This is a genomic window from Streptomyces sp. NPDC050534 (assembly GCF_044457745.1).
In the GTDB taxonomy this organism is placed as follows: domain Bacteria; phylum Actinomycetota; class Actinomycetes; order Streptomycetales; family Streptomycetaceae; genus Streptomyces.
This window is the reverse complement of sequence record NZ_JBITHF010000014.1, coordinates 162,379-188,437: the sequence shown is the minus strand read 5'-3', so window position 1 is coordinate 188,437 and position 26,059 is coordinate 162,379. Positions and strand designations below refer to the sequence as shown.

Here is a 26,059-nt window from a genome sequence, read left to right as displayed (position 1 = left end):
GGACCCGGCGCGACGGTGATGGTGCGGGACGCGAAGAAGCTCCCGCGGAGTCGAGGAGGTTCGCCATGAAGCGCAACACCAAGATCGCGACGGCGGTCGGCGCCGGCGCCCTCGCCGTCGGCGGTCTGCTGGCCGTAGGCCCGGTGGCGGCGGGCACCGACACCCCTCCGGCGCCGGGTTCCACCCTGCAGCAGCACATGATGACGGGGCGTCAGCACCACGCCCGGCAGCACAGTGACGGCATGCACGACACCCGCCGGCAGGGGGGCTGCACCAGGTACACCGTCCTCGCCCCGCAGGGCACCCTGACCGGGGCCCAGAAGGCCACACTGGCGCGGATGGCCGAGGAGGAGAAGCTGGCCCACGACCTCTACACGAGCTTCGCCGACCGTTACGACGTGCGGATCTTCGACCGGATCGCAGCGGCCGAGACCAACCACCTGACGGCCGTACGCACCCTGCTGAACCGCTACGACGTCACAGACCCGACCACGGGCAAGGGGACCGGCGACTTCCGCGACCCGGCCGTCCGGGCCACCTACGACCGGCTTCTGCACCAGGGCGACCGCAGCCTGTCCGCAGCCCTGAAGGCCGGCCGGACGGTGGAGGCCGACGACATCACCGCCCTGCGCCACGCCCTGACCGGGCTCACCGCCCCGGACGCACGCCAGGTCTACGGCAACCTGCTCGCCGCCTCGCAGATGCATCTGGAGATGTTCGAGCATGGAATGAGCGGCCCGTGAGCCGGTCACGGTCCCGACGTACGTCACTCCGGGGCGAGGAGGTCCTGGAGGGGGAGCAGGTCCCGTACGGCACTGTGCGAGAGCATGCCCCGGACCGGTGGGCTGGGGTTGGCCAGGGTGAGGCTGCCGCCGGTGTGGTGGATGGCCTGGCGGATGCCGAGGAGGGTGAAGAAGCTGGCGTCGTCGCAGCGAGTCACCTCGGACAGGTCCATGACGAGGTGTCGGCTGCCCTCGGCCAGCACCTTGGAGGTGAGCTCGCAGAGAGCGGCGATGGTGTTGGTGTCCAGCTCGCCGGTCAGGGCCAGTGTCATGAAGTAGTCGGGGGTGACGGGGGTGCGTTTCAGGGTCATCCGCAGACCCTTTCCCTCCTGATGCGGATCGGTTCCCACACCTGTCACCTCCTTCGGCCCGCGACCGGTTGCGCACCGCAACGTAGCTGCGAAGCATCCGGTACGAAACCCCTCAGCCCCTGCCTGGTCCGCGTCGTTCTCGCCAGACTGCGACGGACTACGGCCGCAAGCGAACATGTGCGAACGGCACGCAGCCAGTTGATGGCAGATGAGGGCGAAGACGGCTGACATGCGTTGGGATGGGCCAATTGACTCGAGCTGACTGCCAGTTAGGGATGCTATGGGCGATATGGCCACGTCAGCGTCGGCCGGCCGACGAGAAGCCGCCGAGCGCGCTCAACCCGAACACGCCGCTGTGAGCCGCGTGAACGGGTCCGAGACGGCCGAGGACCGCTTCCGAGGTCTTCTGGAAGCCGCCCCGGACGCCATGGTCATCGTGGACGACACCGGCACCATCAAACTCGTCAACGCACAGACCGAAGCCCTCTTCGGCTACCAGCACGACGAACTCCTGGGCCAGCCCGTCGAGATCCTCATTCCCGGTCGGTTCCACGGCCAGCACGCCGCCCACCGTGACGGTTACGCCGTCAACCGGCAGGTGCGTCCCATGGGAGCCGGTCTCGAGCTGCACGGACTGCGCAAGGACGGCAGTGAGTTCCCGGTCGAGATCAGCCTCAGCCCGCTGGAGACCTCGGAGGGTCTGCTGGTGTCCGCCGCCGTGCGAGACGTCAGCGAGCGCAAGGCCGCCGACGACAGGTTCCGTGCGCTGCTGGAGGCGGCCCCGGACGCCATGGTCATCGTGGACGACACGGGGACCATCAAACTCGTCAACGCACAGACCGAAGCCCTCTTCGGCTATCGGCGCGACGAACTCCTGGGCCAGCCCGTCGAGATCCTCATTCCCGGTCGGTTCCACGGCCAGCACGCCGCCCACCGTGACGGTTACGCCGTCAACCGGCAGGTGCGTCCCATGGGAGCCGGTCTCGAGCTGCACGGACTGCGCAAGGACGGCAGTGAGTTCCCGGTCGAGATCAGCCTCAGCCCGTTGGAGACCTCGGAGGGTCTGCTGGTGTCCGCCGCCGTGCGAGACGTCAGCGAGCGCAAGGCCGCCGACGACAGGTTCCGTGCGCTGCTGGAGGCGGCCCCGGACGCCATGGTCATCGTGGACGACACGGGGACCATCAAACTCGTCAACGCACAGACCGAAGCCCTCTTCGGCTATCGGCGCGACGAACTCCTCGGCCATTCGGTCGAGTTGCTCGTCCCCGCGCGGTTCCAGGGTCACCACACCCAGCACCGTGACGGATACGCCGTCAACCGGCAGGTGCGTCCCATGGGGGCCGGTCTCGAGCTGCACGGACTGCGCAAGGACGGCAGTGAGTTCCCGGTCGAGATCAGCCTCAGCCCGCTGGAGACCTCGGAGGGTCTGCTGGTCTCGGCCGCCGTGCGAGACGTCAGCGAGCGCAAGGCCGCCGAGGCCCGCATCAACCAACTCGCCGCGCTGGTCGAGTCCTCCCAGGACGCGATCCTCGCCAAGACCCTCGACGGCCGCATAACGTATTGGAACGCCGCCGCGCAGCGGCTGTACGGCTACTCGGCCGAGGAAGCCATCGGACAGCACGTGTCCATGCTGGCGCCGCCGGAACGCAAGGCCGAGATCACCGAACTGCTGGAGCAACTGCGGCACGGCGAGAGGATCGAGCACTTCGAAACGCTCCGCCTCACCGGCACCGGCCAGATGATCGACGTCGACGTCACCCTCTGGCCCACCCGCGGCCCCGATCACACCGTCATCGGCGCCTGCGCCATCATCCGTGACGTCAGCGACCGCAAGCGTGCCGAGGCCGAGCTCACCGCCCTGTACGAGCAGCAGAAGCACATCGCCCTCACGCTGCAACGCAGCCTCATGGGCACCCCACCCGCCATCCCCGGCCTCACCGCCGCCAGCCGCTACCGGCCCGCCACTCAGGGCGCCGGCGTGGGCGGCGACTGGTTCGACCTCATCCCGCTGGGCGCCGGGCGTGTCGGCATCCTGATCGGCGACGTCATGGGCCGCGGCCTGGAAGCCGCTTCCGTCATGGGCCAGTTGCGCTCCGCCGGGCACGCGCTGGCCAAGACGGGCATGCAACCCCGCCAACTCGTGCAGGCTCTGGACACGGCCGTCGCCGACCTCGGCGTCCCCGACCAGCTCGTCACCTGCTGCTACCTCGTCATCGCTCCGGACGCCGGATCCGTGACCCTCTGCTCCGCCGGCCACTTGCCCACCCTCGTCGCCAGCCCCAGCGGTGGCGTGTCCAGACTGCCCACCCCCGTGAACCCGCCCCTTGGTGTGGGGGACATCCTCTACCAGCAGTCCAGTGCGGCCATGCCGCCCGGCGCCACCCTCGTGCTCTACACCGACGGCCTGGTGGAAACCCCGGGCAGTGACATCGAGTGCCAGATCGACAAGCTCACCGCCGCTCTCAGTACCGCCTTCGCCCGCGTCACCACCCTCGAGGAAGCCGCGGACCACCTGCTCGTCAGCCTGCTTCCGGATGCCGAGAGTCACAACGACGACGTCACCCTCCTCCTGACCCAGCTCCCTGACGCGCCGCTGCACACGGCCCGCGCGGAACTGCCGGCCACCGCCTCCACGGTCTCCGTGGGCCGCACCTTCGTGACCGAGGCTCTTACGGGCTGGGACTGCTCCCACCGGGTCGACGACGCGCAGCTCCTGGTCTCCGAAGTCCTCACCAACGCCATCCAGCATGCGTCGGGTCCCATCACCCTCAACCTGAGACACACCGTCGTCGAACTCGCCATCGAGGTGAGCGACCTCAGCCCTCACCTGCCCCAGCCACGGCTGGCAGATCAGGATGAGGAGTCAGGGCGCGGCCTCATCCTCGTCGACGCCCTGGCCGACGCCTGGGGCGTCCGACCCGACGAGCGGGGCAAGACCACCTGGCTGACCCTCCGCCTGTGAAGGACGGCCTGCCCACCTGTGTCAGTCGGCCGCTTCGACGTACGACGCCAGATTGGCCAGCGAGGAGGCGATCCCGGCCTCGTGGGCCGCTTGGTCGATGCCAGGTGGCACGTCCGTCGCGGTGACGGTCACCTCGGTTCCGGCACCGGCGGAAGCGAGGTGCCAGGTCATCGTCATGGTGCCCGCGTACGAGGGGTCGTCGGCCTCGAACCTCGCTTTCTGCACCATGCGCTCCGGCGGCACCAGCTCCGCAAAACTGACGTCGACGACATCCGTCGCGTCTGACGTCTTGCCGGGGCTGTCCAGGGCGTCCAGGTAGGTGAGGACCATCCGAAACCCGCCACCAGGCCGGGGATCCCACCGCTCGACCCGCCCCCGCATACCCTCCGGTGGCAGCCAGGCCTCGAGGGACTCCCGGTCGAGGAGAGCGCCGTAGACGGTCGCCGGTGGTGCCGCGATCAGCCGGCTGGCGCGGTCGCTTCTGCTCATGGCCCGAGTCTAGGGCTGCAGAGGTTGCGGTCGCTTTGCGTCGACGGTGAACTCTTGTCCAGCGCGGACGTGCTGTGACGGTCGGCGGATCGGCCGGCTCACGCCTGGAACTCGGTGAGATCGATGGCGTGAACGTGCAGTGGGTAGCCGTACACCGGGTGTGTCGTCTCTCGCTCGGGCGCCATGCCGAGCTTGCGGATGACGTTCTCGGAGGCGTCGTCCCCCATCCGGTTGATGCTGATGACGCGGTCCAGGCCGCGGTCCTGGAGCGCGAACTCCAGCGTGGCGTGCGCGGCTTCGGAGGCGTATCCCTGGCCCCAGAACTGTGAGCCGAGCCGCCAGCTGATCGCCACCGCGGGTATCACCTCCGGCAGGAACTCCGGCACGGACAGTCCCGTGAAGCCGATCAGTTCGCCCGAGGCCAGCAGCTCGACGGCGAAGAGCCCGAAGCCCTCCTCGTCCCACTCCTCCTCCCAGCGCTCGATGGCCTCGGCCGTGTGGTCCAGGTCGCGCACCGAGCCGTCGTCGATCCAGCGCATCACACGCGGGTCCGCGTTGATGTCCGCCATCGGCGCCAGGTCGTCGTCGTGCCAGCCACGGAGGAGGAGACGGGGTGTACGGATCTCGGTCATGGGCCCATCCTGCCCAACGCAAGGACCTCATCGGTAATCGGGCGCTCGCCCGCGTTCAACGAAGCGCCGGCCCCTCGCAAGCGTTTTGGACGAAGACCTCGAAGGGTTGCTCACGCCGGAGCCCGAGGCTCGGTGGTCCCGCTCGCGAGGTGTCTGCCGACGGCCCAGCGGCCGACCAGAAGGTCAGTTCAGGCCATGGACGCCGCGCGCCGCCTGCGTACAGGTGCGAGGGCCTCGGTCCACTCCACGACGCGATCGAGCAGTCCGCTCAAGGCGTGCGTGCTGAACTCACTCGGCGCGAACACGGAGAAGTTCTCGAAGTCCGTGGCCAGGTGAAGCGAGACCTGTGCCGGGACGTCGGCGAGTCCGAGCAGGCCACACATCTGCCGCAACTGGGCCGCCGAGCCTGCGCCCCCGACGACACCGTAGGAGACGATCCCGGCGGCCTTGTCGGCCCATTCGGCAAAGACGAAGTCGATGGCGTTCTTGAGCACGCCCGGCATCTGGTGGTTGTACTCGGGCGTGACGAAGACGAATCCGTCGAACCCGTCGACGGTTCGCACCCACGCCTGCGCCTCGGGCCCACCCGCCCCACCCCGGGCGGGTGGAACCGCCTGGTCGAAGTGGGGAAGGCGGAAGGCGGCGAGGTCGACCAGTTCGAACTCGGCGTCGCCGCGCCGCCCCGCGATGTCGTGGACCCACCCCGCGACCTGGTCGCCGAGCCGGCCCGGGCGGGTGCTGCCGAGGATGATGCCGATCCTGTTCACTGTCCTGTCTCCTGTCGCGAAGGTGGGGCGACCCGTGGAGTGCCCTGGAGCACCCGGTCGCCGTCGTGTTCGGCAGTTCGCCGTCACGCAGACCTACGGGGCAGCGCCCGCGATCGTCAGGACGACGGCCGGCCCGCGTCGCCGGCTGACATTCGTGAGTGCTGTGTCGTCGTACGAACGAGGAGACGCGTATTCGGTGAGTGAAGGGAACGGGACCGATGAAGACCACAGGCGGACGCGACGAGCCCCCGGCGCGGCCGGACGACCAGGTGCTCGAGTCCGAGCGCCGCGCCCTGGCCAACGTCGCCTATCGCCTCCTCGGCTCGCTGACCGAGGCGGAGGACGCGGTCCAGGAGGCGTACACCCGCTGGTTCGCGCTTGCCGAGACGCGACGTGAGGCGATCTCCTCTCCAGGCGCCTGGCTGACCACCGTCGTGAGCCGGATCTGCCTCGACCAACTCCGTTCGGCACGCGTGCGTCGCGAGCGCTACGTCGGCGAATGGATCCCCGAGCCGCTGCCGGTGCGCGCGGAGTGGAGCGAGCTCTCCCTCGGATCGGTGGCGAACGATCCGGCCGACCACATCACCTTGGACGAGTCCGTCGAGATGGCGTTCCTGGTCGTCCTCGACTCGATGACGCCGGCCGAGCGCGTCGCGTTCATGCTGCACGACGTGTTCCGTGTGCCGTTCAGCGAGGTGGCCGGCATCGTCGGCCGTACACCCGGGGCCTGCCGCGAACTGGCCTCCGCGGGTCGCCGGCGAGTGGCTGCTGCACGTAGCCGTGGTGCGGCGGCGCCGCGACGTGCCGCGATCGTGCGTGACTTCCGGCAGGCGTGGCAGGCCAAGGACGTGGATGCCCTCGTCCGGCTGCTCGACCCGTCGGTCGTCGCGGTCGCGGACGGTGGGGGTCGCGCGATGGCGTCGCCGGTTCCGGTCCAGGGACGGCGGGCCGTGGCGGAGTTTCTGGTGCGCCTGGCGGGTCTCGCCGATCGGCTCGACCTTCTCGAACGGACCGTCAACGGCCAGCCGGGTCTCGTCGCGATGAAGGACCGCGACGTGCTGACGGTCTACGCCTTCGACATCGACGACGACCACATCCAGCGGATCTGGGCGATCCGCAACCCGGACAAGCTGCGGCCTTGGGCCGGATGACCGCCTGGCCCGGCCGGCCCGCCTGCTCGGCTCGGCCCGACGGGCGCTGACAACTCGCCCTGCTGCTCCGTCGACTTGGCGGACCGGTCGCGCGTCTCGCCGGAGCGGTGTCCGAACCGGTCTCATCCAGATCTCAGAAAGGGACCACCATGGCATTCACCGCCCACACCCTGCACCTCACCGCTCGCGGCACGGACGAAGCCTCCGGCTGGTATCAGAAGGCGTTCGGAGCCGAGGAACTCACCAGGCTCGTGGTGCCCGGCGGCCGGCTGATCCACGTCCAGATCCGCATCGGGACACTCACCCTGATGCTGGCCGACGAGTTCCCTGAGCTGGAGTCCTACGGACCACAGCACTTCGGCGGCACCTACGGTGCCATCTACCTGCATGTCGACGATGTCGACGCCGCCTGGCAGCGGGCCGTGCAGGCCGGCGCCACCGTCATCCGTCCGCTGAACGACACCTTCTGGGGCGAGCGGGAGGGGCAGCTGCTCGACCCGTTCGGTCATCGCTGGGGGCTGACGCAGCATCTGCGCGACGTACCGCTCGCTGATCTCCAGGAGCTCACCACCGAAGCCTTCTCAGGGCTCAGCCGAAGGTGAATCTCTGCCTGGCCACGGGCGGGCTGTCGGCCGCGGCAGCGGTCAACGGCAGTCCCGATACGCGTCGCACACTCCCACCACCTGCGAGGATGCGGCGCCGACAGGGCTCGCGGCGTCGTCGATCCGTCCGCCCGGCGTGTGACGGCCGGGGCGCGGTGACCGGAAGTGACACCGGTAGGGGGCTGTGCCGCAACCGCTCTGGCTGAAAATGTGTCTCATCACGCGTGGTCCAGCCGCTCCGGAGCTGGTCATGCACGGCGGCACGCCGGCCAGGGGGACGATGTGAGCACATGGGTAGTGCCCGGATACACCGAGTCGCTCGAGCTCGGGTCGGGGGCGAGCGGGCGTGTCGTACTGGCCGTGCACGCGGAGACCGGCGTTCCGGTCGCGGTGAAGTACCTCAGCGAGTCCCTGCGCATGCGGCCGGGCTTCGTGCACGAGTTCCGCGCGGAGGCGCGCCTGCTCGGCGGGCTGCAGAGCCTGCACGTGTCCGACTTGTACGAGTACGTGGAGAGCCCGTTCGGCGCCGCCATCGTGATGGAGCTGGTGGACGGTGTCTCGTTGCGGGCGCTGCTGACCCGGCAGGGCCCACTCGAACCCGAGGCCGCGCTCGTCGTCCTCAAGGGATCACTGCTGGGTCTGGCCGACGCGCACGGCATCGGCGTCGTCCACCGCGACTACAAGCCCGAGAACGTCCTGGTGGGGACGGACGGATCGTCCAAGCTCGTCGACTTCGGCATCGCGGTGGACGCCGGAACCAGCGCCGGCGTGGCCGGAACCCCGTCCTACATGGCCCCCGAGCAGTGGACCGGAGCGCCCGCCTCTTCCGCCGCGGACGTGTACGCGGCCACGGCCACCTTCTTCGAGTGCCTGACGGGACGCAAGCCGTACACGGGCGACAACATCGCCGAACTGGCTCTGCAGCACGTCGACGCCCCCGTCCCCGTCGAGGAGGTCCCCGCGGCGGTGCGTGAGCTCGTCCGCCGCGGTCTGGCCAAGGAACCGGCGGAGCGGCCGGCGCAGGCCGCGGCCTTCGTGAGGGAACTGGAGGCGGTCGCCGGCGCCGCCTACGGACCCGACTGGGAGCAACGCGGCCGCGCCCGACTCGCCGCCCTGGTGGCACTGCTCGCGCTGCTGCTGCCCTCGGCCCGCACCCCCCGGACCACTACGGACACCGCACGTACGGTCCTCAGCGGGCAGCCGCGCCACGGCTGGGTCCGATCGTGGCTGCCCGGCCGGCCCGGGATGCTCGTGGCAGGTGCCGCCGCGCTCCTGGGCATCCTTCTCACCTACGGCATGCACTACGCCTCCGGAGCCGCTGCGCAGCAGGCGGCGCAGGCCCTGGCCACCACCAGTGCCCAGCCCGGCACCCAGTCGGCGGCGCCTGCCGCTCCGCCCACCGCACCCACCGCGTCCGGTGCCCTGTCGCCGTCACCCGCGCTGTCCCCCTCGGGTGCGGCGGCCACCGACACCGGTGAGCCGCCCCAGGCTTCCGCCACCGCGTCCGTCGCCCAGTCGACGACGCCCAGTGGGGCGGCCACGACCGCGGCACCGACGACATCCCCCGCCACCTCGCCTGCCGCTCCCGCCGTCAAGGACGTCGCGGTGTCGGCCTTCCAGCAGACAGGACCCACGACCGCCACGGCAACCGTCGACGTCACCACGGACGGGACGGGGCCGCTCTCCATCACCGTGTCGTGGTTCACGAGCAACATCGGCATCCAGCTCGGCTCACCGGACGGCACGTCCCAGACCTTCCAGCGCAGCGGGGCCACCCACTACACGATCACCGTCGACCACACCTTCCAGAACGACGGCTGCTACTGGGCGGTTCAGGCCACAACCGCCCCCGCGGCCGCCGGCGGAGGGGCTTCGCAGCAGATCCTGACCAGACAGTGTGAGATCCGATGACCGCTCAGAACGACGCCAGTCCCACGCCCGCCGAGGAGGGGGAGCCGACCCAGGTGCTCGCACCCGCCGACGCACACGGCACCACCCAGCAGCTCGGCCCTGCGGACGGCCACGCCCCGAACGACGAACTCTCCCGCACCGACTCCGAGTACAGCGCCACCGTGCTGGCCAGCCACTGGATCCAGCGGCCCGAACCGGACGACACCCTCGTCGAACAGCCCTCGACGGAGACTGTGTCGGCGCGGCCCGACCGTGTCGAAGGCACCGTGCTGCGATTCGGCCCGGGCGTGACCGCCGCCATCGCGCACCGCACCCTCCGGACACTCCCCACCATGTCCACGCCTCCCACACCCCCGAGGCCGAGACTGCGCAAACACGTTCTGCCGGCCCTGGTGGTGCTTGCCGTCCTCGCTCTCCTCGCGTGGCAGCGTTCCGGGCAGTCCGTGGTGGTCGACAGGGTTGCAGCCACGGCCCGGCCGGCGGTTCTGGGATGCGACGACACCGCGGACGTCGTGGGCCTTGTCACCACGAACGGCCGTGCGGGCACCCTCACTTATCGCTGGGTGCGAAGCGACGGTACGGCGTCCGGCGTCCTGCGCGAAGTGATGGTCCGGGGGCAGACACAGGCACACCTTCACCTGCGGTGGACCTACCGGGGCAAGGGCCACCGCACGGCACAGGCCGAACTGCGCATCCTCACCCCTGTCCACCGGGCGGTCACCACTCACTTCACGTACGACTGTCCCTGACCGTTGGCGCAGGACATCCAGGAGTGTCGCGCCGGCCGGTGGCCGCACCGCGGAGCAGGGCAACGTTCGGGCCGGTTCGGCAGTCGTAGGGGGTGACATACACCGGCCTGCCGTGCTTGCCGCCAACTGCCGTCGCTCGGCGGGTGGTTGGGAGCACGATGCAGCATCCCGTGGAGGAATCATGAGCCGCTTCGCCGAACCGATGGGCGACAGACAGGCCGGCGGTCGCGAGACCTCCCCGCCCGTCCCCGCGGTGGGTGTCCTGTTGCGCAAGCCTGCCGGGATCGCGAGTCGGCGCGCTGCCGTGGTGGGGGCCGTCGCCGTGCTGCTGGCGGGAGTCGGGGCGTCGGCTGATGCCGCGTCCGGCACCGTGCTCAGCGAGCCGGTGGTCAGCGGAGCCGTCGTCAACTCCGGGCATGACGTCATCGTGGGGATCACGCGCAACGTGGTGTTCCCGGTGACGGTCACCGGATCCGATGACTCCGGCCTGTCGTTCGTCGATGTGGATCTGAAGGGACCGCACGGCGGTTTCTACACCACCGACGCGTTCTGCGAGACCGCGACGGCGTGCACGACGACCTTCACTGTCAACGCGCACCCGGCCCCAGGCAGCGACGATCCGGTGGACCTGGCCAACGCCAACGCGGGAACCTGGTCGGTGGACGCCTTGGCCGACGCCAACGGCGGCGATTCCGTCTTCGCCCCGGGTGTGGGGTCGTTCGGCCTCAAGCGTGCCGCGCGTCTCACGGCAAACGCCGCACCCGAACCAGTGGCCAAGGGCGCCCGTATCACCGTCACCGGCAAGCTGGTGCGGGCCAATTGGGACACCTACCGGTATGCGGGATACGCGGGCCGAGCCGTGAAACTGCAGTTCCGTCCGAAGGGCAGCAGCACGTACACCACGGTGGCCACGGTGAACACCAGCAGTACCGGAACCTTGCGTACCACCGTCAAGGCGGTCAAGGACGGCTACTGGCGTTGGAACTTCACCGGCACCGCCACCACCGGGCCGGCCAAGGCCCCCGGTGACTACGTAGACGTACGCCCCTGAACCGGGTGCGCAGATGCTCGGCTCCCCTCAGGAAGCGGCGGCCGGACCACGCGTGCCCGGTCCGGCCGCCGCTCGTCCCTGAGCGGCGATCAGGCCGTGGTGTCCTCCTCGGGGGCGAGCAGAAGCGCTGTTCGGCCGGCGTGCGCCACGGCGTCGCTGACACGCGGGTTGAAGAACGCCTCGACGGATCCACGGTGATGAGGACTCAGAACGATGAGGTCGGCCGAGAACTCCTCGGCCGACTCCGAGATCGCGGTGGCTATCTGGGTGGTCAGGCCTCTGACCAGGACGCCCTCGGTCTTGACGCCCTTGTCACGCAGGATCGCCACGGCCTCGTCGAGGACGGCCTTGGCGTCGGTGTCGTCTTCGAGGGGCACGACCGTGGCCAACGAGGCGGCGGATGCGACTACATGGAGGACCCGGACCTCGGCGCCCGACGACTCGGCCATCTCTGCGGCGAGACGTACGGCGGAATACCGGGCGGGGCTGGGATCGACGGCGACCAAAATGCGCTGGAACATGAGCTCGTGCTGCCCTTCTGGAAGGCATGGATGATCTTCGGGTGATCAAAGACGCCGGGAGTGGCGTCGTGGAGATCAACATCCGGCACGGTCCGATGCTTCCCGGGGTACCGCGTCGTGCTCGTCCTGTACTTCAGGAACTCAACGGCGGACGAGCGCCAGCACCTCGTCCCGCACCCGGGCCAGCGTCGCCCCGTCCGCCGCTTCCACATTGAGCCGCAGCAGCGGTTCGGTGTTGGAAGGGCGCAGGTTGAACCACCAGGCGGGGGTGGAGACGGTCAGCCCGTCGAGTTCGTCGACGGTGGCCGCGGTGTGCGCGGTGAAGTGGGTGCGTACGGCCGCGAGGGCGGAGCCGGGGTCGGGGACGGTGGTGTTGATCTCCCCGGATGCCGCGTAGCGCTGGTAGCGCTCGACCAGGTGGGACAGCGGCTCCGGCTGTGAACCGAGGGCGGCGACGACGTGGAGTGCGGCGAGCATGCCGGTGTCCGCGTTGTAGAAGTCGCGGAAGTAGTAGTGCGCCGAGTGCTCGCCCCCGAACACCGCCTGCGTGCGGGCCATTTCGGCCTTGATGAAGGAATGGCCCACCCGTGTGCGGACCGGGGTGCCACCCAGCTCGCGGACCACCTCGGGCACGGTCCGTGACGTGATCAGGTTGTGCAGCACGGTGCTTGCCGGGTGGTCGGCCAGCAGCCGTGCGGCGATCAGCGCGGTGATGGCGGAGGGGCTCACCGCCTCGCCGCGTTCGTCGACCACGAAGCAGCGGTCGGCGTCGCCGTCGAAGGCCAGGCCCAGGTCGGCCCCCGTTTCCCGTACGACGCGCTGCAGGTCGACGATGTTGGCGGGCTCGAGCGGGTTGGCCTCGTGGTGGGGGAAGGTGCCGTCGAGTTCGAAGTACAGCGGGACGATCTCCACCGGCACGTCGTGGAAGACGGCCGGCACGGTCAGTCCGCTCATGCCGTTGCCGGCGTCCACCACGATGCGCAGCGGGCGGACGGCGCTCACGTCGACCAGGTTCAGCAGGTGGGCCGCGTAGTCCTTCAGCATGTCCCGCTGCGTGATCGAGCCCGTAGGGCGGCGCGGGGCGGGCAGTCGTTCGCCGGACGCCCAGCGTTCGACGAGCGTGCGGATGGCGTGCAGCCCGGTCTCCTGGCCGATCGGTGCCGCACCGGCCCGGCACATCTTGATGCCGTTGTAGCGGGCCGGGTTGTGGCTGGCGGTGAACATCGCGCCGGGCAGGTGCAGGGCGCCGCTCGCGAAGTACAGCTCGTCCGTCGAGCACAGGCCGATCTCGGTGACGTCGGCGCCCTGTCCGGTGGCGCCCTCCGCGAAGGCGCGGGCCAGCGCGGGTGAGCTGGACCGCATGTCGTGGCCGGTCACGATGGCGGCGGCACCGGTCGTCTCGACGAAGGCGGCGCCGAACAGCCGGGCGAGCCCCTCGTCGAGCTGGTCCGGGACCAGGCCGCGGACGTCGTACGCCTTCACCAGGGCGGACAGGTCGACGCCGGGTCTGTCGTTCATCGGGGGTACTCCTCGTAGGTCGTCCATACGGCGGTGTCCTGGGGGACCTCGCGGCCGTCGAGCGGTGCGCTGGACAGCAGCACCCGCGCGCCGTCGTCCAGCGGGACGGGGCGCGGCGAGAAGTTGACCAGGCAGCGCAGCCGGTCCGACCGGTCGAAGGCGAACCACTCGCCGCCCGCGGGGCCCTGAAGGTGCAGCACGGTGTCCGGGGCGGGGTGGTCGCGGCGCAGACGCAGTGCCGTCCGGTACAGCGCGAGCATGGAGTGTTCGTCGGCCTGCTGCGCCGCGACGGTGAGTTCGGCCCAGTCGGCGGGCTGCGGGAACCAGCAGTCCTCGGGCGCGGCCTCGGTGAAGCCGTACGGAGGGGCGGTGCCGGACCAGGGGAGCGGCACCCGGCAGCCGTCGCGTCCGCGATGGCGGTGCTCGGAGCGTTCCCACAGGGGGTCACGGAGCCGGTCGTCGGGGATCTGGGCCTGCGGCAGGCCCAGTTCCTCACCCTGGTAGACGTAGGCCGCGCCGGGCAGCGCCAGCATCAGCAGGGCCGCCGCACGGGCACGCCGCTCACCGAGGCGGCCGCCCCCGTACCGGGTGACCGGACGGATCGCGTCATGGCTGGAGAGGACCCAGGTGACGGGAGCGCCCACCGCCTGCATGGCGCGTGCCGACTGCTCGACCACCTCGCGCATCGCCGGTCCGTCCCAAGGGCATTCCAGGAAGGCGAAGTTGAAGGTCTGCTGCATCTCGCCCGGGGCGACGTAGCGGGCCAGCCGCTCGCGGTCGAAGATGCCCGCCTCGGCCACCATCACGCGCTCGGGCGGGGCCACCGCCCCTGCGGGAGCGGGGTGTTGGTCCAGCAGGGTGCGCCAGGTCCTGAAGAGCGGGTGCAGTTCCTCCTGGTCGTAGTAGGGCATGAGGTGGTTGCGGTGGACGTCCTGGTGCTGGCCGGGGCCGGCGTCGGGCAGGCCATCGGCCTTGAACAGGGTGTGAGCCACATCGACGCGGAAGCCGTCGACACCATGGTCCAGCCAGTGCCTCAGGATCCGTTCGAAGTCGGCGACCACCTCCGGGTGGCGCCAGTTGAGGTCGGGCTGCTCGGGCGCGTGCAGGTGCAGGTACCACTGCCCGGGGAGGCCGTCGGCCTCCTCGACCCGGGTCCAGGCGGGGCCGCCGAAGGCGGACTGCCAGTCGTTGGGCGGCAGTTCGCCCTTTTCGCCGCGCCCTTCCCGGAACATGTACCGCTGCCGGGCGGGGGAGCCGGGTGTGGCGGTGAGCGCCTCGCGGAACCAAGGATGCCGGTGGGAGGTGTGGTTGGGGACCACGTCGACAAGGACCTTGATCCCGAGGGCGTGTGCCTTCGCCACCAGGGTGTCGAAGTCGGCCGGTGTGCCGAGGTCTGCCGCGACGCCGGTGTGGTCGGCGATGTCGTAACCGCCGTCCGCCAGTGGCGAGGGGTAGAAGGGGGTGATCCACACCGCGTCGACGCCCAGCTGTGCCAGGTGATCCAGCCGGGCGGTGGCTCCGGGCAGGTCGCCGGTGCCGTCGGCGTTGCCGTCCGCGAAGGCGCGCGGGTGGATCTCGTAGCAGACCGCCTCCCGCCACCACGGGACGGGACCGGCGGGTTCGGGTACCGCCGTCATCGGGCGCCTCCGACGGGAACGGGGGTGGTGAGGGACACGGTGCGGCCGCTCTGCGCGGACCGGGTCGCCGCCCGGGCCACGGCCACCGCGGTCAGCCCGGCCGTGGCGTCGGCCTGCGGGGTGCCGCCGTGCACCGCGCAGTGCAGGAGGTCTGCCATGGCCGCCCGCACGCTCTCGGCGTACACGTGCTGTTTGCGGTCCTCCCCGCCCAGGTCCACGACGCAGTCGACCCGGTGCGGGACGCTGCGCGTGACTCCCCGGCCGCTGGCCGGCCGGGCGGGGCCGGCGTCGCGCGCCACGGACACCGTGATGCGCTCCTGGCCGTGCGGCCGCAGCCCGGGAACCGCGAGCAGTTCGCCGGCCCGTGCGGGCAGTGCCTCCCAGCGGGCCGCGCCCGCCTCGTCGGTCCACGCGGTGATCGTGGCGTACGTCGGGATCCAGCCGGTGACGCGGGCCTCGGCGAAGCCGTAGTCGAGCCGCATCAGCTGACGCTCGGCCCGGTGGGCGTGGGTGAAGGAGTGGGTGTGGGTGGCGACCGCGCCGCCGGGGTGGACGGCGGTGGCCACCACGATGTCCACCGGTCCGCCGTCCCGCCGCACCTCGGTGCCCTGCACCTGGAGCGGGTCGCTGCCCATCAGGGCGTTGGCGGCGTCGAAGAAATGCACGCCGTGCTCGACGTGGATGCCGCCGCTGTGCGCCGCGTCCCAGAACCAGTGGCCGTCGTCGAGGTCCTCGTCGGAGGCGTCGTTCTCGAAGGCGAACCGCCGCAGCGGGTCCAGGAGTTGCTCCTGTCCGAGCCGCTTCAGCAGCCGCAGGACCGGGTTGTAGCGCAGCACGTGGTCGACCACGAACACACCTGGCGAGCGGCGGCTCTCCACCTCGACGCGCACGGCGTCCTCGACGGTGAGCGCCATGGGTTTCTCGCAGAAGACGTGCTTGCCCGCGCGGAGGGCGGTCACCGCGGCGTCCGCGTGCGCGGCCGGCGGGGTGGCCAGGACGACCACGTCGACGTCCGCCAGCGCGACCACCTCCTCCACGCTCGTGTGGACGGCCGCGCCGCAGCGGCCGGCGAGCGTCTGCGCCCGCTGCCGGTCGGCGTCGGCGCAGGCGGCGACCCGGACATCGGGAAGGTCGCGTACGGCGTCCAGCACGAACGTGCCGAAGGCTCCGCAGCCGACCAGTGCGACGGCGTGCCCGGCGGGGCCGTGCATCATTCGGACCGGTCCAGTCGGGCCACGCCGATGTGCGCGTCCGCCATGCCGTAGAAGACGTAGCGCACGCCGTCGATCTCCTCGATCGCGGTCGGGAAGACCACGTTGGGCACGGTGCCGGATCGTTCCTCCTCGGTCTCCGGGGCCATCAGCGGCTCGGAGGTGCGGGCGATGACGCGGCTGGGGTCGGCGGGGTCGAGGATCATCGCGCCGGCGGCGTAGTTGACCGTCTGGGCCTGCGCGAAGGGGTCCTCGATGGTGCCCGAGACGCCGTGGTGGATCAGCAGCCACCCCTCGTCGACCCGGATCGGAGCCGGACCGGCGCCGATCTTGAGCTCTTCCCAGGCGTACTCGGACAGGGCGACCAGGCGGTGGTGGCGCGGCCGGGTCAGGGCGCTCAGGTCCTGCTTGACCTCGTCGACGGATACGTACGAGATCCAGATGCCGGGGCGCTCGTCGCTCACGCCGGCGGGCAGGTGCACGCCCTCGCCGGGACGGAACCAGCCCAGGTCCCACATCGGGCGGTGCAGCATGGCGTAGCACATCGTGCCGTCCGGGCCCGGCACGGGCTCGGGGAAGTGCACGACGTCCTTGTTGGGGAAGAGGTTGAGGTCGGTGTCCAGGTCGGGCTGGTAGGCGAACTGCAGGGGGCCGAGGCGCTCCCAGTCGACCAGGTTCTCGGAGACGGCGAGGGCGGGCTTGGGGCCGAGCGGCCCGTAGGCCACGTACGACATGACGTGCCGGCCCAGATCCTCGATCCAGGTGGTGCGGGGGTCCTCCACGCCGGCGTTGTTCTTGCCGCGTTCCCAGCCTGCGTCGGGTGCGAGGACGACGCCGCGGCGCTCGACGCCGGTGGGCACGCCGTTGTCCAGGGTGACCTCGGCGAGGCCGACGCGGGAGACGTTGCCCTCGGACACGAGCCGGGGCAGCAGGTGCAGCCGGCCGTCGGGCGTGCGGCCGGAGGCCGGGTTGAGCACGCCCTCGACCTCGTCGGCCTCGCCGGGCAGCGGGGACATCACGACGCCGACTCGGGTCAGGGTGTAGGGGACAGGGGCGGTGGTGCTGTGGGACACGAAAGTTCAGCCCTTCGTTGCTGAGTCGATGTCGGTGGAGTTGAACCGGCTCTGGAAGACGAGGTAGAGGGCCACGGCGGGCGCGGCCAGGACGCAGGCTCCGGCGAGGATGGCGCCGAACGGGTTGGCGGCGGCGGAGGCGACGGTGCTGATGTAGTTGGCCAGCGAGACGGCAAGGGGCTGCATGTCCTGCTGCTTGGTCACCAGGAACGGCCAGAGGAACTCGTTCCAGGGCCCGGTGAAGCTGAGCAGCACGACCGACATCAGGGCCGGTTTGCACAGCGGCAGCGCGATGCGGAACAGGATCTGCAGCTCGCCGGCGCCGTCGATGCGGGCCGCCTCGAACATGGCGACCGGCAGTTGCAGGAAGAACTGCCGGAAGATGAACACGGCACTGGTGTTGATCGCGAACGGCAGGATCATGCCGAGGTAGGAGTCGGCGAGACCGTAGTCGCGGACGATCAGCACGTAGAGCGGGATCAGCAGCAGCTGGAACGGCACCACCTGGACCAGCAGGACCAGGGCGAACGTCGAGCCGCGGCCGCGGAAGTGCAGCCGGGCCAGAGCGTAGCCCGCGAGCAGGCCGAACACGGTGGTGCAGATGATCACGCCGCCGGTGAAGATGCCGGAGTTCACCAGCGAACGGCCCAGCGAGATCGCCGAGTCGATCTGCGCGTAGTTGTGCAGGCTCAGGTTGGACGGGGTGGGGAACGCTCCGGAGGGGCTGGGGTCGGGCTCCTTCTGGAGGGAGCCGACGATCATGTAGTAGAAGGGGAAGAGGAACGCGAACGCGCCGATGAGCAGCGCGATGCGGGAGCCGATCGACCGGGTGCGGGGCCGCGCGGCGTGGTCGGTGGTGCGGCGCCGGCCGGTGGGCGGGGCTGCGAGGTCGGTGGTCATCTCAGTCCCTCTCCACGAGGCGCCGGTAGACGAGTGAGATGGCGGTGATCAGCACGACGAGGATCACGCCGATGGCCGCCGCCTCGTCGGGGTGGCCCTGCTGCAGGCCCCGCTGGTACATCAGCAGGACGGGCGAGGTCGTCGCGCCGTCGGGGCCGCCGCCACTGGTGAGCAGATAGGGCTCGGTGAAGAGGTTGGCGCCGGTGATGGTGGCCAGGATCAGGACCAGGAGGGTGGCCGGGCGGACCGCGGGAACGGTGATGGAGCGGAACATGCGCAGCCGTCCGGCGCCGTCGATGGCCGCCGACTCGTAGAGCTCCTGGGGCACGTTCTGCAGTGCCGACAGATACAGCACCACGAAGAAGCCCAGTTGCTTCCACGCCACGAACACGGCCACGACCGGCATGGCGAGGTGGGAGTTGACCAGCCAGGACGGATCCGGAGCCAGCGGGCCGAGCGCCTGGTTGACCAGCCCGTCGCTGTTGAACAGGAACAGCCACACACCGACGACCGCGACACTGGCCGTGATGTAGGGGATGTAGTAGGCGGTGCGGAAGAAGGACCGGAAGGGCAGCTTCTTGTTGAGTGCGTTGGCCAGGACCAGGGAGCCCACGGCGGTCAGCGGCACGTTGATGACCAGGAAGACGGCGATGTTGAGGAACGAGCGCCATACCTCGGGGTCGGTCAGCACCGTCGTGTAGTTGTCCAGGCCCACGAAGGGGCGGTCGACCTGGACGCCGGGGGCGGTGAAGAAGTAGTCGTGGAAGGACATCCACACGGCGAAGCCGAGGGGATACACGAAGATCGCGGCGAGGTAGAGCAGGTACGGGGAGACGAACAGCATGCCGATGGGCTGATGGCCGCCCAGCCGCAACCGCCATCGCTGCCGGGGCGCGGGGGCCTTCGCCGTGCTCCCGGCGGCGGGCCGGGGCCGGTGGACGTCAGACGTGGTGGAGGACATGACGGCTGCTCACTGGCCCTGCGCGAGCTTGTCCACCTTGGCCGCGGCGTCCTTGAGGGCCGCGGCGAGGTCACCCTTGCCGAAGATGACGGCCTTGGTGTAGGCGTCGCGGAAGGTCTGCCAGACCTCGACGGAGTTCGGCACGTTGGGGGCCTCGATGGTGTGCTCCGCCTGCTGTGCGAAGACCTTGTAGTCCTGGTGCGAGGCGAAGTAGGACGGGTAGGCGCTCGCCAGGCCGGTCCGCATGGGCATCTGCCCGGTCGCCTCCAGCAGCTTGCCGTCCTGCTCCTTGCTGGTGGCGAACTTCATGACGTCCCAGGCCGTCCCGCGGTTCTTGCAGGAGGTGTACATGCCGATGGACTTCTCGTCGCTGAAGGTGCCCTTGCCGGCGGCTCCCGCCGAGGTGGGAACCGGTACGGCCCCCCACTTGACCTTGTCGCCGTAGACGGAGATCGCCCAGGGACCGACGGTGGCCATGGCCGCCTTGCCGTCGGCGAAGGCGTCGCCGTTGTACTTCTCGTTCGGCGCCAGGTGCTCGGCGTACATGGTCTTCCACAGCTGGGCGGCCTTGATGCCGTCGGCCGAGGCGAACTGGGCCTTGCCGTCCTCGACCAGCTGCTTGCCGGTCTGCGCCGTGAACATCGGGTAGTAGTCGAACCAGGACTGGTAGAACTCCGAGGACGGAGCCGGCCAGATCGCGGCCTTGGCGGCCTTGGCCGCGACCAGCTTGCGCGAGGTGTCGAGGAAGTCCTGGTAGCTGGAGAGCTTGGGGTGCTCCGGGTTCAGGCCGGCCTTCTTGAACAGCTCCTTGTTGTAGAAGATCATCACCGGGTTGCTCTTCCACGGCATCTGGTAGTACTTGCCGTCCGGCGACGCGTACTGCGACAGCCTGCCGCCGACGCGCTCCTGCAGGTACTTCTTGCCGTCGGGGAAGTCGTCGAGCGGAACGAGACCGCCCTGCTTCTGGAACCCGGGCACCGCGGCCGGCGCGGTGTTGAGGATCAGGCAGGGCGCGTTGCCGGCGGTGATCGCCGCGCCGATGACCTCTTCGGAGCTCTTGCCCGCGGGGATCTCCTGCGCGGTGATCTTCTCCTTGGCATGGGCGGCGTTCCACTGCGCCACCATCTTCTTGCCCCACGCCACTTCCTGCGCGTTGTTCGAGTACCAGATCGTGATCGGGCCGCGGGAGTCGTTGGAGGCGCCGGAGTCTGATCCGCCGCTGCCGCACGCACTGAGCGTCAAGGCGGCCACCGGCAGCAGGGCGAAGAGGGCCTTCTTCATTGGAGGTTCCGTTTCTTGCTGGGGAATCGCTTGCGGTACGGCTCGGCCGGTGCGTACGTGCCCCGTCCCGTCCCGGGGGTGGGGCGCACCGACGTGCCGCGGGTCTCAGCGGACCGGCGCGGGGCCCGTGGAGGCGCGCACCACCAGGGCGGCGGGCTCAAGTTCCACGTCGGCGGTGGTGCCGGTCTCGATCAGTTCCACCAGCGCCTGGGCGGACGCCCGGCCCCAGGAGACGGGGTTGGCGCGGCAGGTGGTCAGCGGGGGGCTGGTGTAGGAGGCGAGCGGTACGTCGTCGAAGCCGACCACCGACAGGTCCTCGGGCAACCGCAGCCCGGAGTCCTGGGCGACCGCCATCCCGGCCGTGGCCGAAAGGTCGTTGCCGTAGACGATGGCCGTCGGCGGCGTCGGCCGGTCGAGCAGCATCCGGGTGGCCCGCGCTCCACCCTCGGCCGTGAAGCCGCCCGGCAGTAACGTCCCCTCGGGCAGGCCGGCTTCGGCGAGGGCGTCGCTCCACGCCTGGCGACGGCGCCGGGCGTGCACGAACTCCTCGGGGCCGGCCACGTAGGCGATGTCGCGGTGTCCCAGGCCGGCGAGGTGGTGCACGGCCTCGCGAACGGCGGGCCGGTCGTCGAGGTTGACGGTCGGCAGGCCGGTGCCGGCACCGGCTCCCACCGCCACGGCCGGCAGACCCAGCTCGGCGACCAGCGCCGGACGGGAGTCGTCGGTGCGCAGGTCGGTGAGGAGCACGCCGTCCACACGATGGTCGGCGGCGAGCCTGCGGTAGGTGTCCACTTCGTTTTCGGGGCGGCTCATCTGCAGCATGAGTCCGTCGCCGGTTTCCGATATGACCGTCTCGATGCCCGCCATGAAGGCCGGGAAGAACGGGTCGGTGCCGATGAGCTCGGGCTCACGTGCCAGGACCAGTCCGACCGCTCGGACCCGGCCCGTGGACAGCGCCCGGGCACTGGAGCTCGGCGTCCACCCCAGCTCCTCGGCCGCGGTGCGGACGCGCTGCTGCGTGTCCGCGGCCACGCCGGGACGGTTGTTGAGGACGAAGGAAACGGTCGCACGAGACACTCCCGCCAGCTTCGCCACGTCGGCGATCGTGGGACGTCGGGCCATGCGCACACCGCTTTCTTCCGAACAGCCGGGCACGGGCCCTCCAAGGCGGCCGAGCAGGCCCGACACCTCGCCACCGCACGTTCCGGCACCGGCGAGGAGGCCGGGAGCGGGCGCGGAGGCGGGGTGCCGTGAGGGGCACCGAGCCGGCGTTTAAACCGGTTTGAATGAACGACCCGTAGCCTCGGCGCTCCAGTCGCGGAAAGTCAATAGCCCGCGAGAAAGTGCCCTACTTGCTGAGTCTTCCTATGGAATGGCCGATTTGTTCCAGTCGGGCACGCGCAGGTCAAGGGCGGCGGCGTCCGCGCCGGGCGAGGGCCTCGACTCGTACGGTGAGGTGATCTCCGGATTTCATATAAAGGGCGACGGGTCGCGACCGAGGCGATTCCGATCCTGCGGCGGAACCATCAGAAATATCCTTCGCTCGGGATTTTCCGAGATCCTCGACGAGCCTTCGTTGATCCATCAGCGGCCCGCTGAACAGGACTTTCAGTGGGTTGGCGGCGTGCGGACGCCTCCGTGCCGGTTGTGTGATCCGAGGCGGTCGCTTTTCGCTGATTCGGCGCCGCGGAGGAATGCAGAACCATCGCAGGCGCACAAGTAAATGCCCGGCCGGCGCCCCCCAGTCGCCGGCCGGGCAGGATCCCGACCCTGCGCCTCAGCGGCGCAGCCCCTTGTCGGTCGGGGAGGTCGAACGCGCGATGCCGTTCGCATGGCCGTTCTGCAACCAGGACCACTGAATCCGGCAACCGACTCGTAGGTGGCCCTGGGCGGTCGTACGCACGCCGAGACGCCCGAAATCGATCCGTGCCGGATCCTCCATCTCGGGGTGCCATTCGGGGTCGTCCCCGCCGGGCGGTTCGTCCCAGTCTGTGAAGATGACGGTGACGCCGACATCGTCCGTGCCGAGCATGACCCAGAAGCGGGCCTGCTCGCTGTGCCCGCGCATGTAGTGACAGCCCACCCGGATGGCGTCCGCCACGCGCGAGGCCGTGAGCTTCGGCACCCCGAAACCGACCAGCATGCCCCGAGCTGCTTCGGAGGTTCTGACGACGTCGATCTCCCGTCGGACTTCCATGGCCGAGGACACATGCGCAAGCTGTGAGAAGGCCTCGTCGCCGTATACGCGAGGAAGGCTGAAGAGCCGGACATCGCGCCCCACGGGATCATCCCCTCGTCCTTTGAATGCCGGAGAGGTGCAGATCAGGGGTGTACGGCCTGCGCCCCAGGACTGCTCTCGTCCGCAGTGGCCGCCGAGGTCTAGGGCTACATGACCACACTAGACCGGACTGATGGCCGATGCCAGGATGAGAGTTTCTGGGACGGATGACGGATCCGGAGGGGGACGTACCGCGGCTCGGGCGTCGGTCTGCAGGGCCCGCGGATCAGCACGGGAGCGACGTTATCTCCGAGTCTGGGTGCGGGTGTGGCCAGGCGAGGCGCGCGTGATCGTGGTCTGCCGATGCCGTCCACCCTGGGCCGGGCGTGCCCAGGGCGTGAACGACGCTACGGCGTGGCCGGGAACGCTGAAGGCCTGACCGACATGGTGGCGGCACACGGCTGGGCCTCCGTCGCACCGCTCGCGATCACCTCGCGCAAGCATCTGCGTGTGTCTTCGGGCGGTGCTTCGCCGTGCGGCCGGGTCCGTTCCTGACCCCCGCGCTTCGGCATCCCCGGGCTGCACGCGCCGTCCGCCCCAGCGGGCGGTCGGCGCGTGCAGCAGGCCGGCTGGTGGCTCATCCACCGCAGGCGGCGCGGATCTTGTAAAACGTACTGAGGTATTTCGAGTGGTAGGACGCGCTGGCGATCCGCACGATCGCCTCGTCGGCCGAGCGCAGCGACGACCCGGTCATGTTCGCACTGCCGGTGTAGACCCGGGGCGTGATGTCGCCGTCGTAGGCCCCGTCGATCAGCATCTCCTTGTTGTGCGGACGTACGTCGATGCCCGGGCCGTTGGGGATGCTGCATCTGCGGTGCTGGATGCCGGCGGCGTCCAGCCGGCTGGTGATCGTCGAATCGGTCTCGGCGTAGAGGATGTCGATCCAGCAGCCCTGGCCGTGCAGTTGGGCCAGTTTGTCGGCGACCTGGCGGCGCGAGCCGAAGAAATCGTTGGTCACGATACGGACGTCGGTCTGGTGCTTCTTGCCGTCCGATCCGGTGTAGGTGCAGCTGAGCTGGTTCAGTACGCCGACGATCGTGTCGGTGGCCGGGTTGTAGTACGACGAGTCACCGCGCGGGAAGAAGAAGGCGCGGTAGGTCGAGCCGCTGGGGGTGGAGAAGTAGGCGTGGTTGTTGCCGCCGGCGAGAGAACGCCCCTTACGGAGCATCTCGTGATAAGTGGCATAGCCGTTGTACACCGCGCTGTCGGCGAAGGTGACCGAGTCGTTGAAGGACTCGACCTTGTACCAGTCGCCGAGGTTCGAGGAGGTCTGGAAGACGACCTTCGAGTAGCTGGTGCCGTCGTCGAAGGGCCCGATCTTCGAGAAGATGAAGAACTTGTTGTGGGCGTAGGCCGGTCCGGGCGGGGCGACGCCCAGGCAACCGCGGCTGACGTCGTCCACGCCGTCCGCGTCCTCGAACTTGTCGTCGCAGACGACGACCCAGGACCGGGCGGAGTCGTTGGTTCCGAGCCCGGACTTGAGGGCCTGAAAGGCCGGGTTGGTGTATTCGGCCCCGTTGGCTCCCACATACGTGGAGTCGTCGACGACGAGCTTGACGGCGACGCCACGCGAGTTGGCGGCAAGCAGGGCGTTCGCCACCGCCAGGTCGTTGAACTCGTACATCGAGCCGCGGATCTGCTCACCCGCGGGCGTCGCGTTGATCAGCCGGATGAGCTGAGTGAAGATCGCCTCCTGCTGCTCCGATGTGCCCAATGGGTCGTTGAACACCGGTCCGTTGACCACTGGTTTGACGGGCGCGGCGGCCGCCGGTGTCGCCTGGCCGACGAGGAGGGCGAACACAAGCGGCAGCACCGTCGCTGCGACGACGGTCACGGTACGGAGATATCGGAAAAGGCGAGGCCCCACGGGCGTACGGGTCATCGGCGACGCTTTCATGAGTGCGGTGGGGGCGAGCGGGGGCACGGGTCGCCGAAGTGACATCACTGTGCCCAGAAAGGCCGAAATGTCATCCTGAGTTAGCCGAATCGGGGTATTCCGTGCGCCGTGTGAGTGACGGCCCGGCGCTCAGAGGGCAATCCAGGCCTACGCGGTCGTCCGCCGCCGGCAGGTGATGTGGCGGCTGCGATGTGCCGGCCGCGAACTTGACGAGCCGGTGTACTGCCGTCAACCGGCGGGCGGGGTGAGGACGGTGCGGTCGAACGGCCCTGCATGCGCGGCGGCGTATTCGACGGCGTCGTTGACGGCGTCGAGGGGGAAGGTCCGCACCTGTTCGGGACCAAGGTCGAGTGCACGCGCTGCGATGAGCCGGATCATGCCGACGTTCGCCGAGCGCGGGTACATCCACTGTCCCCGCACGGTCACCGAGTTGCGCATGATCCACGGGTAGGGGAGAGCGAGGTCTGCGCCGCCGAGCATTCCCACACCGCCCATGAGGACGACGCGTCCGCTCTCGCGGACGGTCATGGCCGCCGCGCGCGCCGCCGATGCGGGTGCGGCGGGCGGGAGCAGGTCGAGCACCATGTCGATCGGGCCGTCGGCGGCCGCGGACATGGCTGCGCGGTCGGTGGCCTCTTCTCCGGTCAGTTCGACCGGCCGCACGCGTGGACCGAACCGGTCGCCGAGGAGGCCGAGCGCGGCGCGGTTGCGTCCAGGCGCGATCACCCGGCCCGCACCCATGGCGAGGGCCACGGCGACCGCGGCACTGCCGAGGTTGCCGGTGGCCCCGCTGACGAGCAGCGTTTCACCGGCATGGAGTTCGCCTGCCAGCAGCCCTCCGTACGGGATGACGTACACGCTCAGCGAAGCCCAGCGCGCAGGGTCGTCCTCCGCTTCCGCGGGCAGCGGGTAGACGTTCTCCGTAGGAAGGCGCATGAGCTCGGCGAACGATCCGTCGTGCAGGTGCCGGGCGAGCCTGGCGCCGCCGTCGCCCCGGGAGCTCCAGCCCTGCAGCGTGATGTCGGGGGTCAGCGCGTCGTCGCGCGAGCGGACCGTGCAATCGCACCACACCAGGTCACCGACGCGCAGCCGGGTGGCGTCCGGGCCGACGCCGACGACCCGGCCTATGCCACCGATACCGGGGATCACCGGCGGTTCGAGCGGATATTTCCGCTGACCGCTGAAGACCTCGACGGCGTACGGCGGGACACAGGCCGCGAGGACCTGGACCACCACCTCGCCGCCCACTGCCTCCGGGTCGGGCGTCTCTCGCACGGTGAGCGGGGCACCGAATCGGGTCAGAACTGCTGCTCGCATCTGCTGTCTCCTTGGTCGTCCGCCTTGAGGCTAGGAGCGTGCAGGGCATGCGCCAAGC

General features: G+C 69.9%; 23 protein-coding genes. 7 read left to right on the top strand and 16 right to left on the bottom strand.

All coding sequences use genetic code 11. The features are described from left to right. Positions 1 to 65 precede the first annotated feature (65 nt). Positions 66 to 743, top strand: a complete 678-nt coding sequence (locus tag ACIBN2_RS37500; protein WP_399141345.1) for a DUF2202 domain-containing protein — start codon at positions 66 to 68, stop codon at positions 741 to 743. 23 nt (positions 744 to 766) lie between these two features. On the opposite strand, the gene ACIBN2_RS37495 is transcribed toward ACIBN2_RS37500, so the two are convergent. Then, positions 767 to 1,093 carry an STAS domain-containing protein gene (locus tag ACIBN2_RS37495; protein ID WP_399141343.1) on the bottom strand — a complete coding sequence of 109 codons (327 nt, stop codon included), beginning with the start codon at positions 1,091 to 1,093 and terminating at the stop codon, positions 767 to 769. 364 nt (positions 1,094 to 1,457) lie between these two features. Here ACIBN2_RS37495 and ACIBN2_RS37490 point away from each other — a divergent pair, with 364 nt between their 5' ends. Then, positions 1,458 to 4,055, top strand: coding sequence for a PAS domain S-box protein (locus ACIBN2_RS37490; protein ID WP_399141339.1), 2,598 nt, complete (start codon positions 1,458 to 1,460; stop codon positions 4,053 to 4,055). 21 nt (positions 4,056 to 4,076) lie between these two features. On the opposite strand, the gene ACIBN2_RS37485 is transcribed toward ACIBN2_RS37490, so the two are convergent. The 3 genes from ACIBN2_RS37485 to ACIBN2_RS37475 form a co-directional block, all read right to left on the bottom strand. Beyond that, positions 4,077 to 4,544, bottom strand: a complete 468-nt coding sequence (locus ACIBN2_RS37485; protein ID WP_399141337.1) for an SRPBCC family protein — start codon at positions 4,542 to 4,544, stop codon at positions 4,077 to 4,079. A gap of 98 nt (positions 4,545 to 4,642) precedes the next feature. After that, entirely contained in the window at positions 4,643 to 5,176 is a 534-nt protein-coding gene (locus tag ACIBN2_RS37480; protein WP_399141336.1) for a GNAT family N-acetyltransferase, read from the bottom strand. A 188-nt stretch (positions 5,177 to 5,364) separates the two neighbouring features. Then, the gene (locus ACIBN2_RS37475; RefSeq protein WP_399141335.1) at positions 5,365 to 5,943 is read right to left on the bottom strand and encodes an NADPH-dependent FMN reductase; all 579 of its coding nucleotides are present in this window, start codon (positions 5,941 to 5,943) and stop codon (positions 5,365 to 5,367) included. A 218-nt stretch (positions 5,944 to 6,161) separates the two neighbouring features. Between ACIBN2_RS37475 and sigJ the strand changes: the two genes are divergently transcribed. From sigJ to ACIBN2_RS37450, 5 genes are all read left to right on the top strand, one after another. Further along, complete coding sequence (gene sigJ, locus ACIBN2_RS37470; protein ID WP_399141333.1) at positions 6,162 to 7,094, top strand: RNA polymerase sigma factor SigJ; 933 nt, start codon at positions 6,162 to 6,164, stop codon at positions 7,092 to 7,094. 149 nt (positions 7,095 to 7,243) lie between these two features. After that, entirely contained in the window at positions 7,244 to 7,696 is a 453-nt protein-coding gene (locus ACIBN2_RS37465) for a VOC family protein (protein WP_399141331.1), read from the top strand. Positions 7,697 to 7,978: 282 nt separating this feature from the next. Beyond that, entirely contained in the window at positions 7,979 to 9,607 is a 1,629-nt protein-coding gene (locus tag ACIBN2_RS37460) for a serine/threonine-protein kinase (RefSeq protein WP_399141329.1), read from the top strand. Then, positions 9,604 to 10,356, top strand: coding sequence for a hypothetical protein (locus tag ACIBN2_RS37455; protein WP_399141328.1), 753 nt, complete (start codon positions 9,604 to 9,606; stop codon positions 10,354 to 10,356). The genes ACIBN2_RS37460 and ACIBN2_RS37455 overlap by 4 nt, the downstream gene beginning before the upstream one ends. 181 nt (positions 10,357 to 10,537) lie before the next feature. After that, a complete protein-coding gene (locus tag ACIBN2_RS37450) occupies positions 10,538 to 11,407 on the top strand; it encodes a calcium-binding protein (RefSeq protein WP_399141326.1) in 870 nt (289 codons plus the stop codon). 89 nt (positions 11,408 to 11,496) lie between these two features. Here the strand turns inward: ACIBN2_RS37450 and ACIBN2_RS37445 are convergent, their stop codons facing one another. The 12 genes from ACIBN2_RS37445 to ACIBN2_RS37390 all read right to left on the bottom strand — a co-directional run bounded on the left by ACIBN2_RS37445 (position 11,497) and on the right by ACIBN2_RS37390 (position 26,001). Next, on the bottom strand, positions 11,497 to 11,928 hold the full coding sequence (locus tag ACIBN2_RS37445) for a universal stress protein (protein ID WP_399141324.1): 432 nt from the start codon (positions 11,926 to 11,928) through the stop codon (positions 11,497 to 11,499). A 141-nt stretch (positions 11,929 to 12,069) separates the two neighbouring features. Beyond that, positions 12,070 to 13,446: a phosphomannomutase/phosphoglucomutase gene (locus ACIBN2_RS37440; RefSeq protein ID WP_399141322.1), complete on the bottom strand. Its 1,377-nt coding sequence runs from the start codon at positions 13,444 to 13,446 to the stop codon at positions 12,070 to 12,072. Continuing rightward, complete coding sequence (locus ACIBN2_RS37435) at positions 13,443 to 15,083, bottom strand: glycoside hydrolase family 13 protein (RefSeq protein WP_399141320.1); 1,641 nt, start codon at positions 15,081 to 15,083, stop codon at positions 13,443 to 13,445. Before ACIBN2_RS37435 ends, ACIBN2_RS37440 begins: the two co-directional genes overlap by 4 nt. Further along, positions 15,080 to 16,297 carry a Gfo/Idh/MocA family protein gene (locus ACIBN2_RS37430; protein ID WP_399141318.1) on the bottom strand — a complete coding sequence of 406 codons (1,218 nt, stop codon included), beginning with the start codon at positions 16,295 to 16,297 and terminating at the stop codon, positions 15,080 to 15,082. The genes ACIBN2_RS37435 and ACIBN2_RS37430 overlap by 4 nt, the downstream gene beginning before the upstream one ends. Then, positions 16,294 to 17,367, bottom strand: coding sequence for a glycosidase (locus ACIBN2_RS37425; RefSeq protein ID WP_399141316.1), 1,074 nt, complete (start codon positions 17,365 to 17,367; stop codon positions 16,294 to 16,296). The genes ACIBN2_RS37430 and ACIBN2_RS37425 overlap by 4 nt, the downstream gene beginning before the upstream one ends. 6 nt (positions 17,368 to 17,373) lie before the next feature. Beyond that, positions 17,374 to 18,267 carry a carbohydrate ABC transporter permease gene (locus tag ACIBN2_RS37420; protein ID WP_399141315.1) on the bottom strand — a complete coding sequence of 298 codons (894 nt, stop codon included), beginning with the start codon at positions 18,265 to 18,267 and terminating at the stop codon, positions 17,374 to 17,376. 1 nt (position 18,268) lies between these two features. Further along, on the bottom strand, positions 18,269 to 19,228 hold the full coding sequence (locus tag ACIBN2_RS37415) for a carbohydrate ABC transporter permease (RefSeq protein WP_399141313.1): 960 nt from the start codon (positions 19,226 to 19,228) through the stop codon (positions 18,269 to 18,271). A 9-nt stretch (positions 19,229 to 19,237) separates the two neighbouring features. After that, positions 19,238 to 20,509 carry an extracellular solute-binding protein gene (locus ACIBN2_RS37410; RefSeq protein ID WP_399141311.1) on the bottom strand — a complete coding sequence of 424 codons (1,272 nt, stop codon included), beginning with the start codon at positions 20,507 to 20,509 and terminating at the stop codon, positions 19,238 to 19,240. A gap of 105 nt (positions 20,510 to 20,614) precedes the next feature. Beyond that, the gene (locus ACIBN2_RS37405; RefSeq protein ID WP_399141309.1) at positions 20,615 to 21,631 is read right to left on the bottom strand and encodes a LacI family DNA-binding transcriptional regulator; all 1,017 of its coding nucleotides are present in this window, start codon (positions 21,629 to 21,631) and stop codon (positions 20,615 to 20,617) included. A 655-nt stretch (positions 21,632 to 22,286) separates the two neighbouring features. Then, positions 22,287 to 22,790, bottom strand: coding sequence for a hypothetical protein (locus ACIBN2_RS37400; protein ID WP_399141308.1), 504 nt, complete (start codon positions 22,788 to 22,790; stop codon positions 22,287 to 22,289). A 574-nt stretch (positions 22,791 to 23,364) separates the two neighbouring features. After that, on the bottom strand, positions 23,365 to 24,621 hold the full coding sequence (locus ACIBN2_RS37395; protein ID WP_399141306.1) for a phospholipase D-like domain-containing protein: 1,257 nt from the start codon (positions 24,619 to 24,621) through the stop codon (positions 23,365 to 23,367). A gap of 291 nt (positions 24,622 to 24,912) precedes the next feature. Further along, positions 24,913 to 26,001 carry an alcohol dehydrogenase catalytic domain-containing protein gene (locus ACIBN2_RS37390; protein ID WP_399141304.1) on the bottom strand — a complete coding sequence of 363 codons (1,089 nt, stop codon included), beginning with the start codon at positions 25,999 to 26,001 and terminating at the stop codon, positions 24,913 to 24,915. Between the last annotated feature and the right edge of the window lie 58 nt (positions 26,002 to 26,059).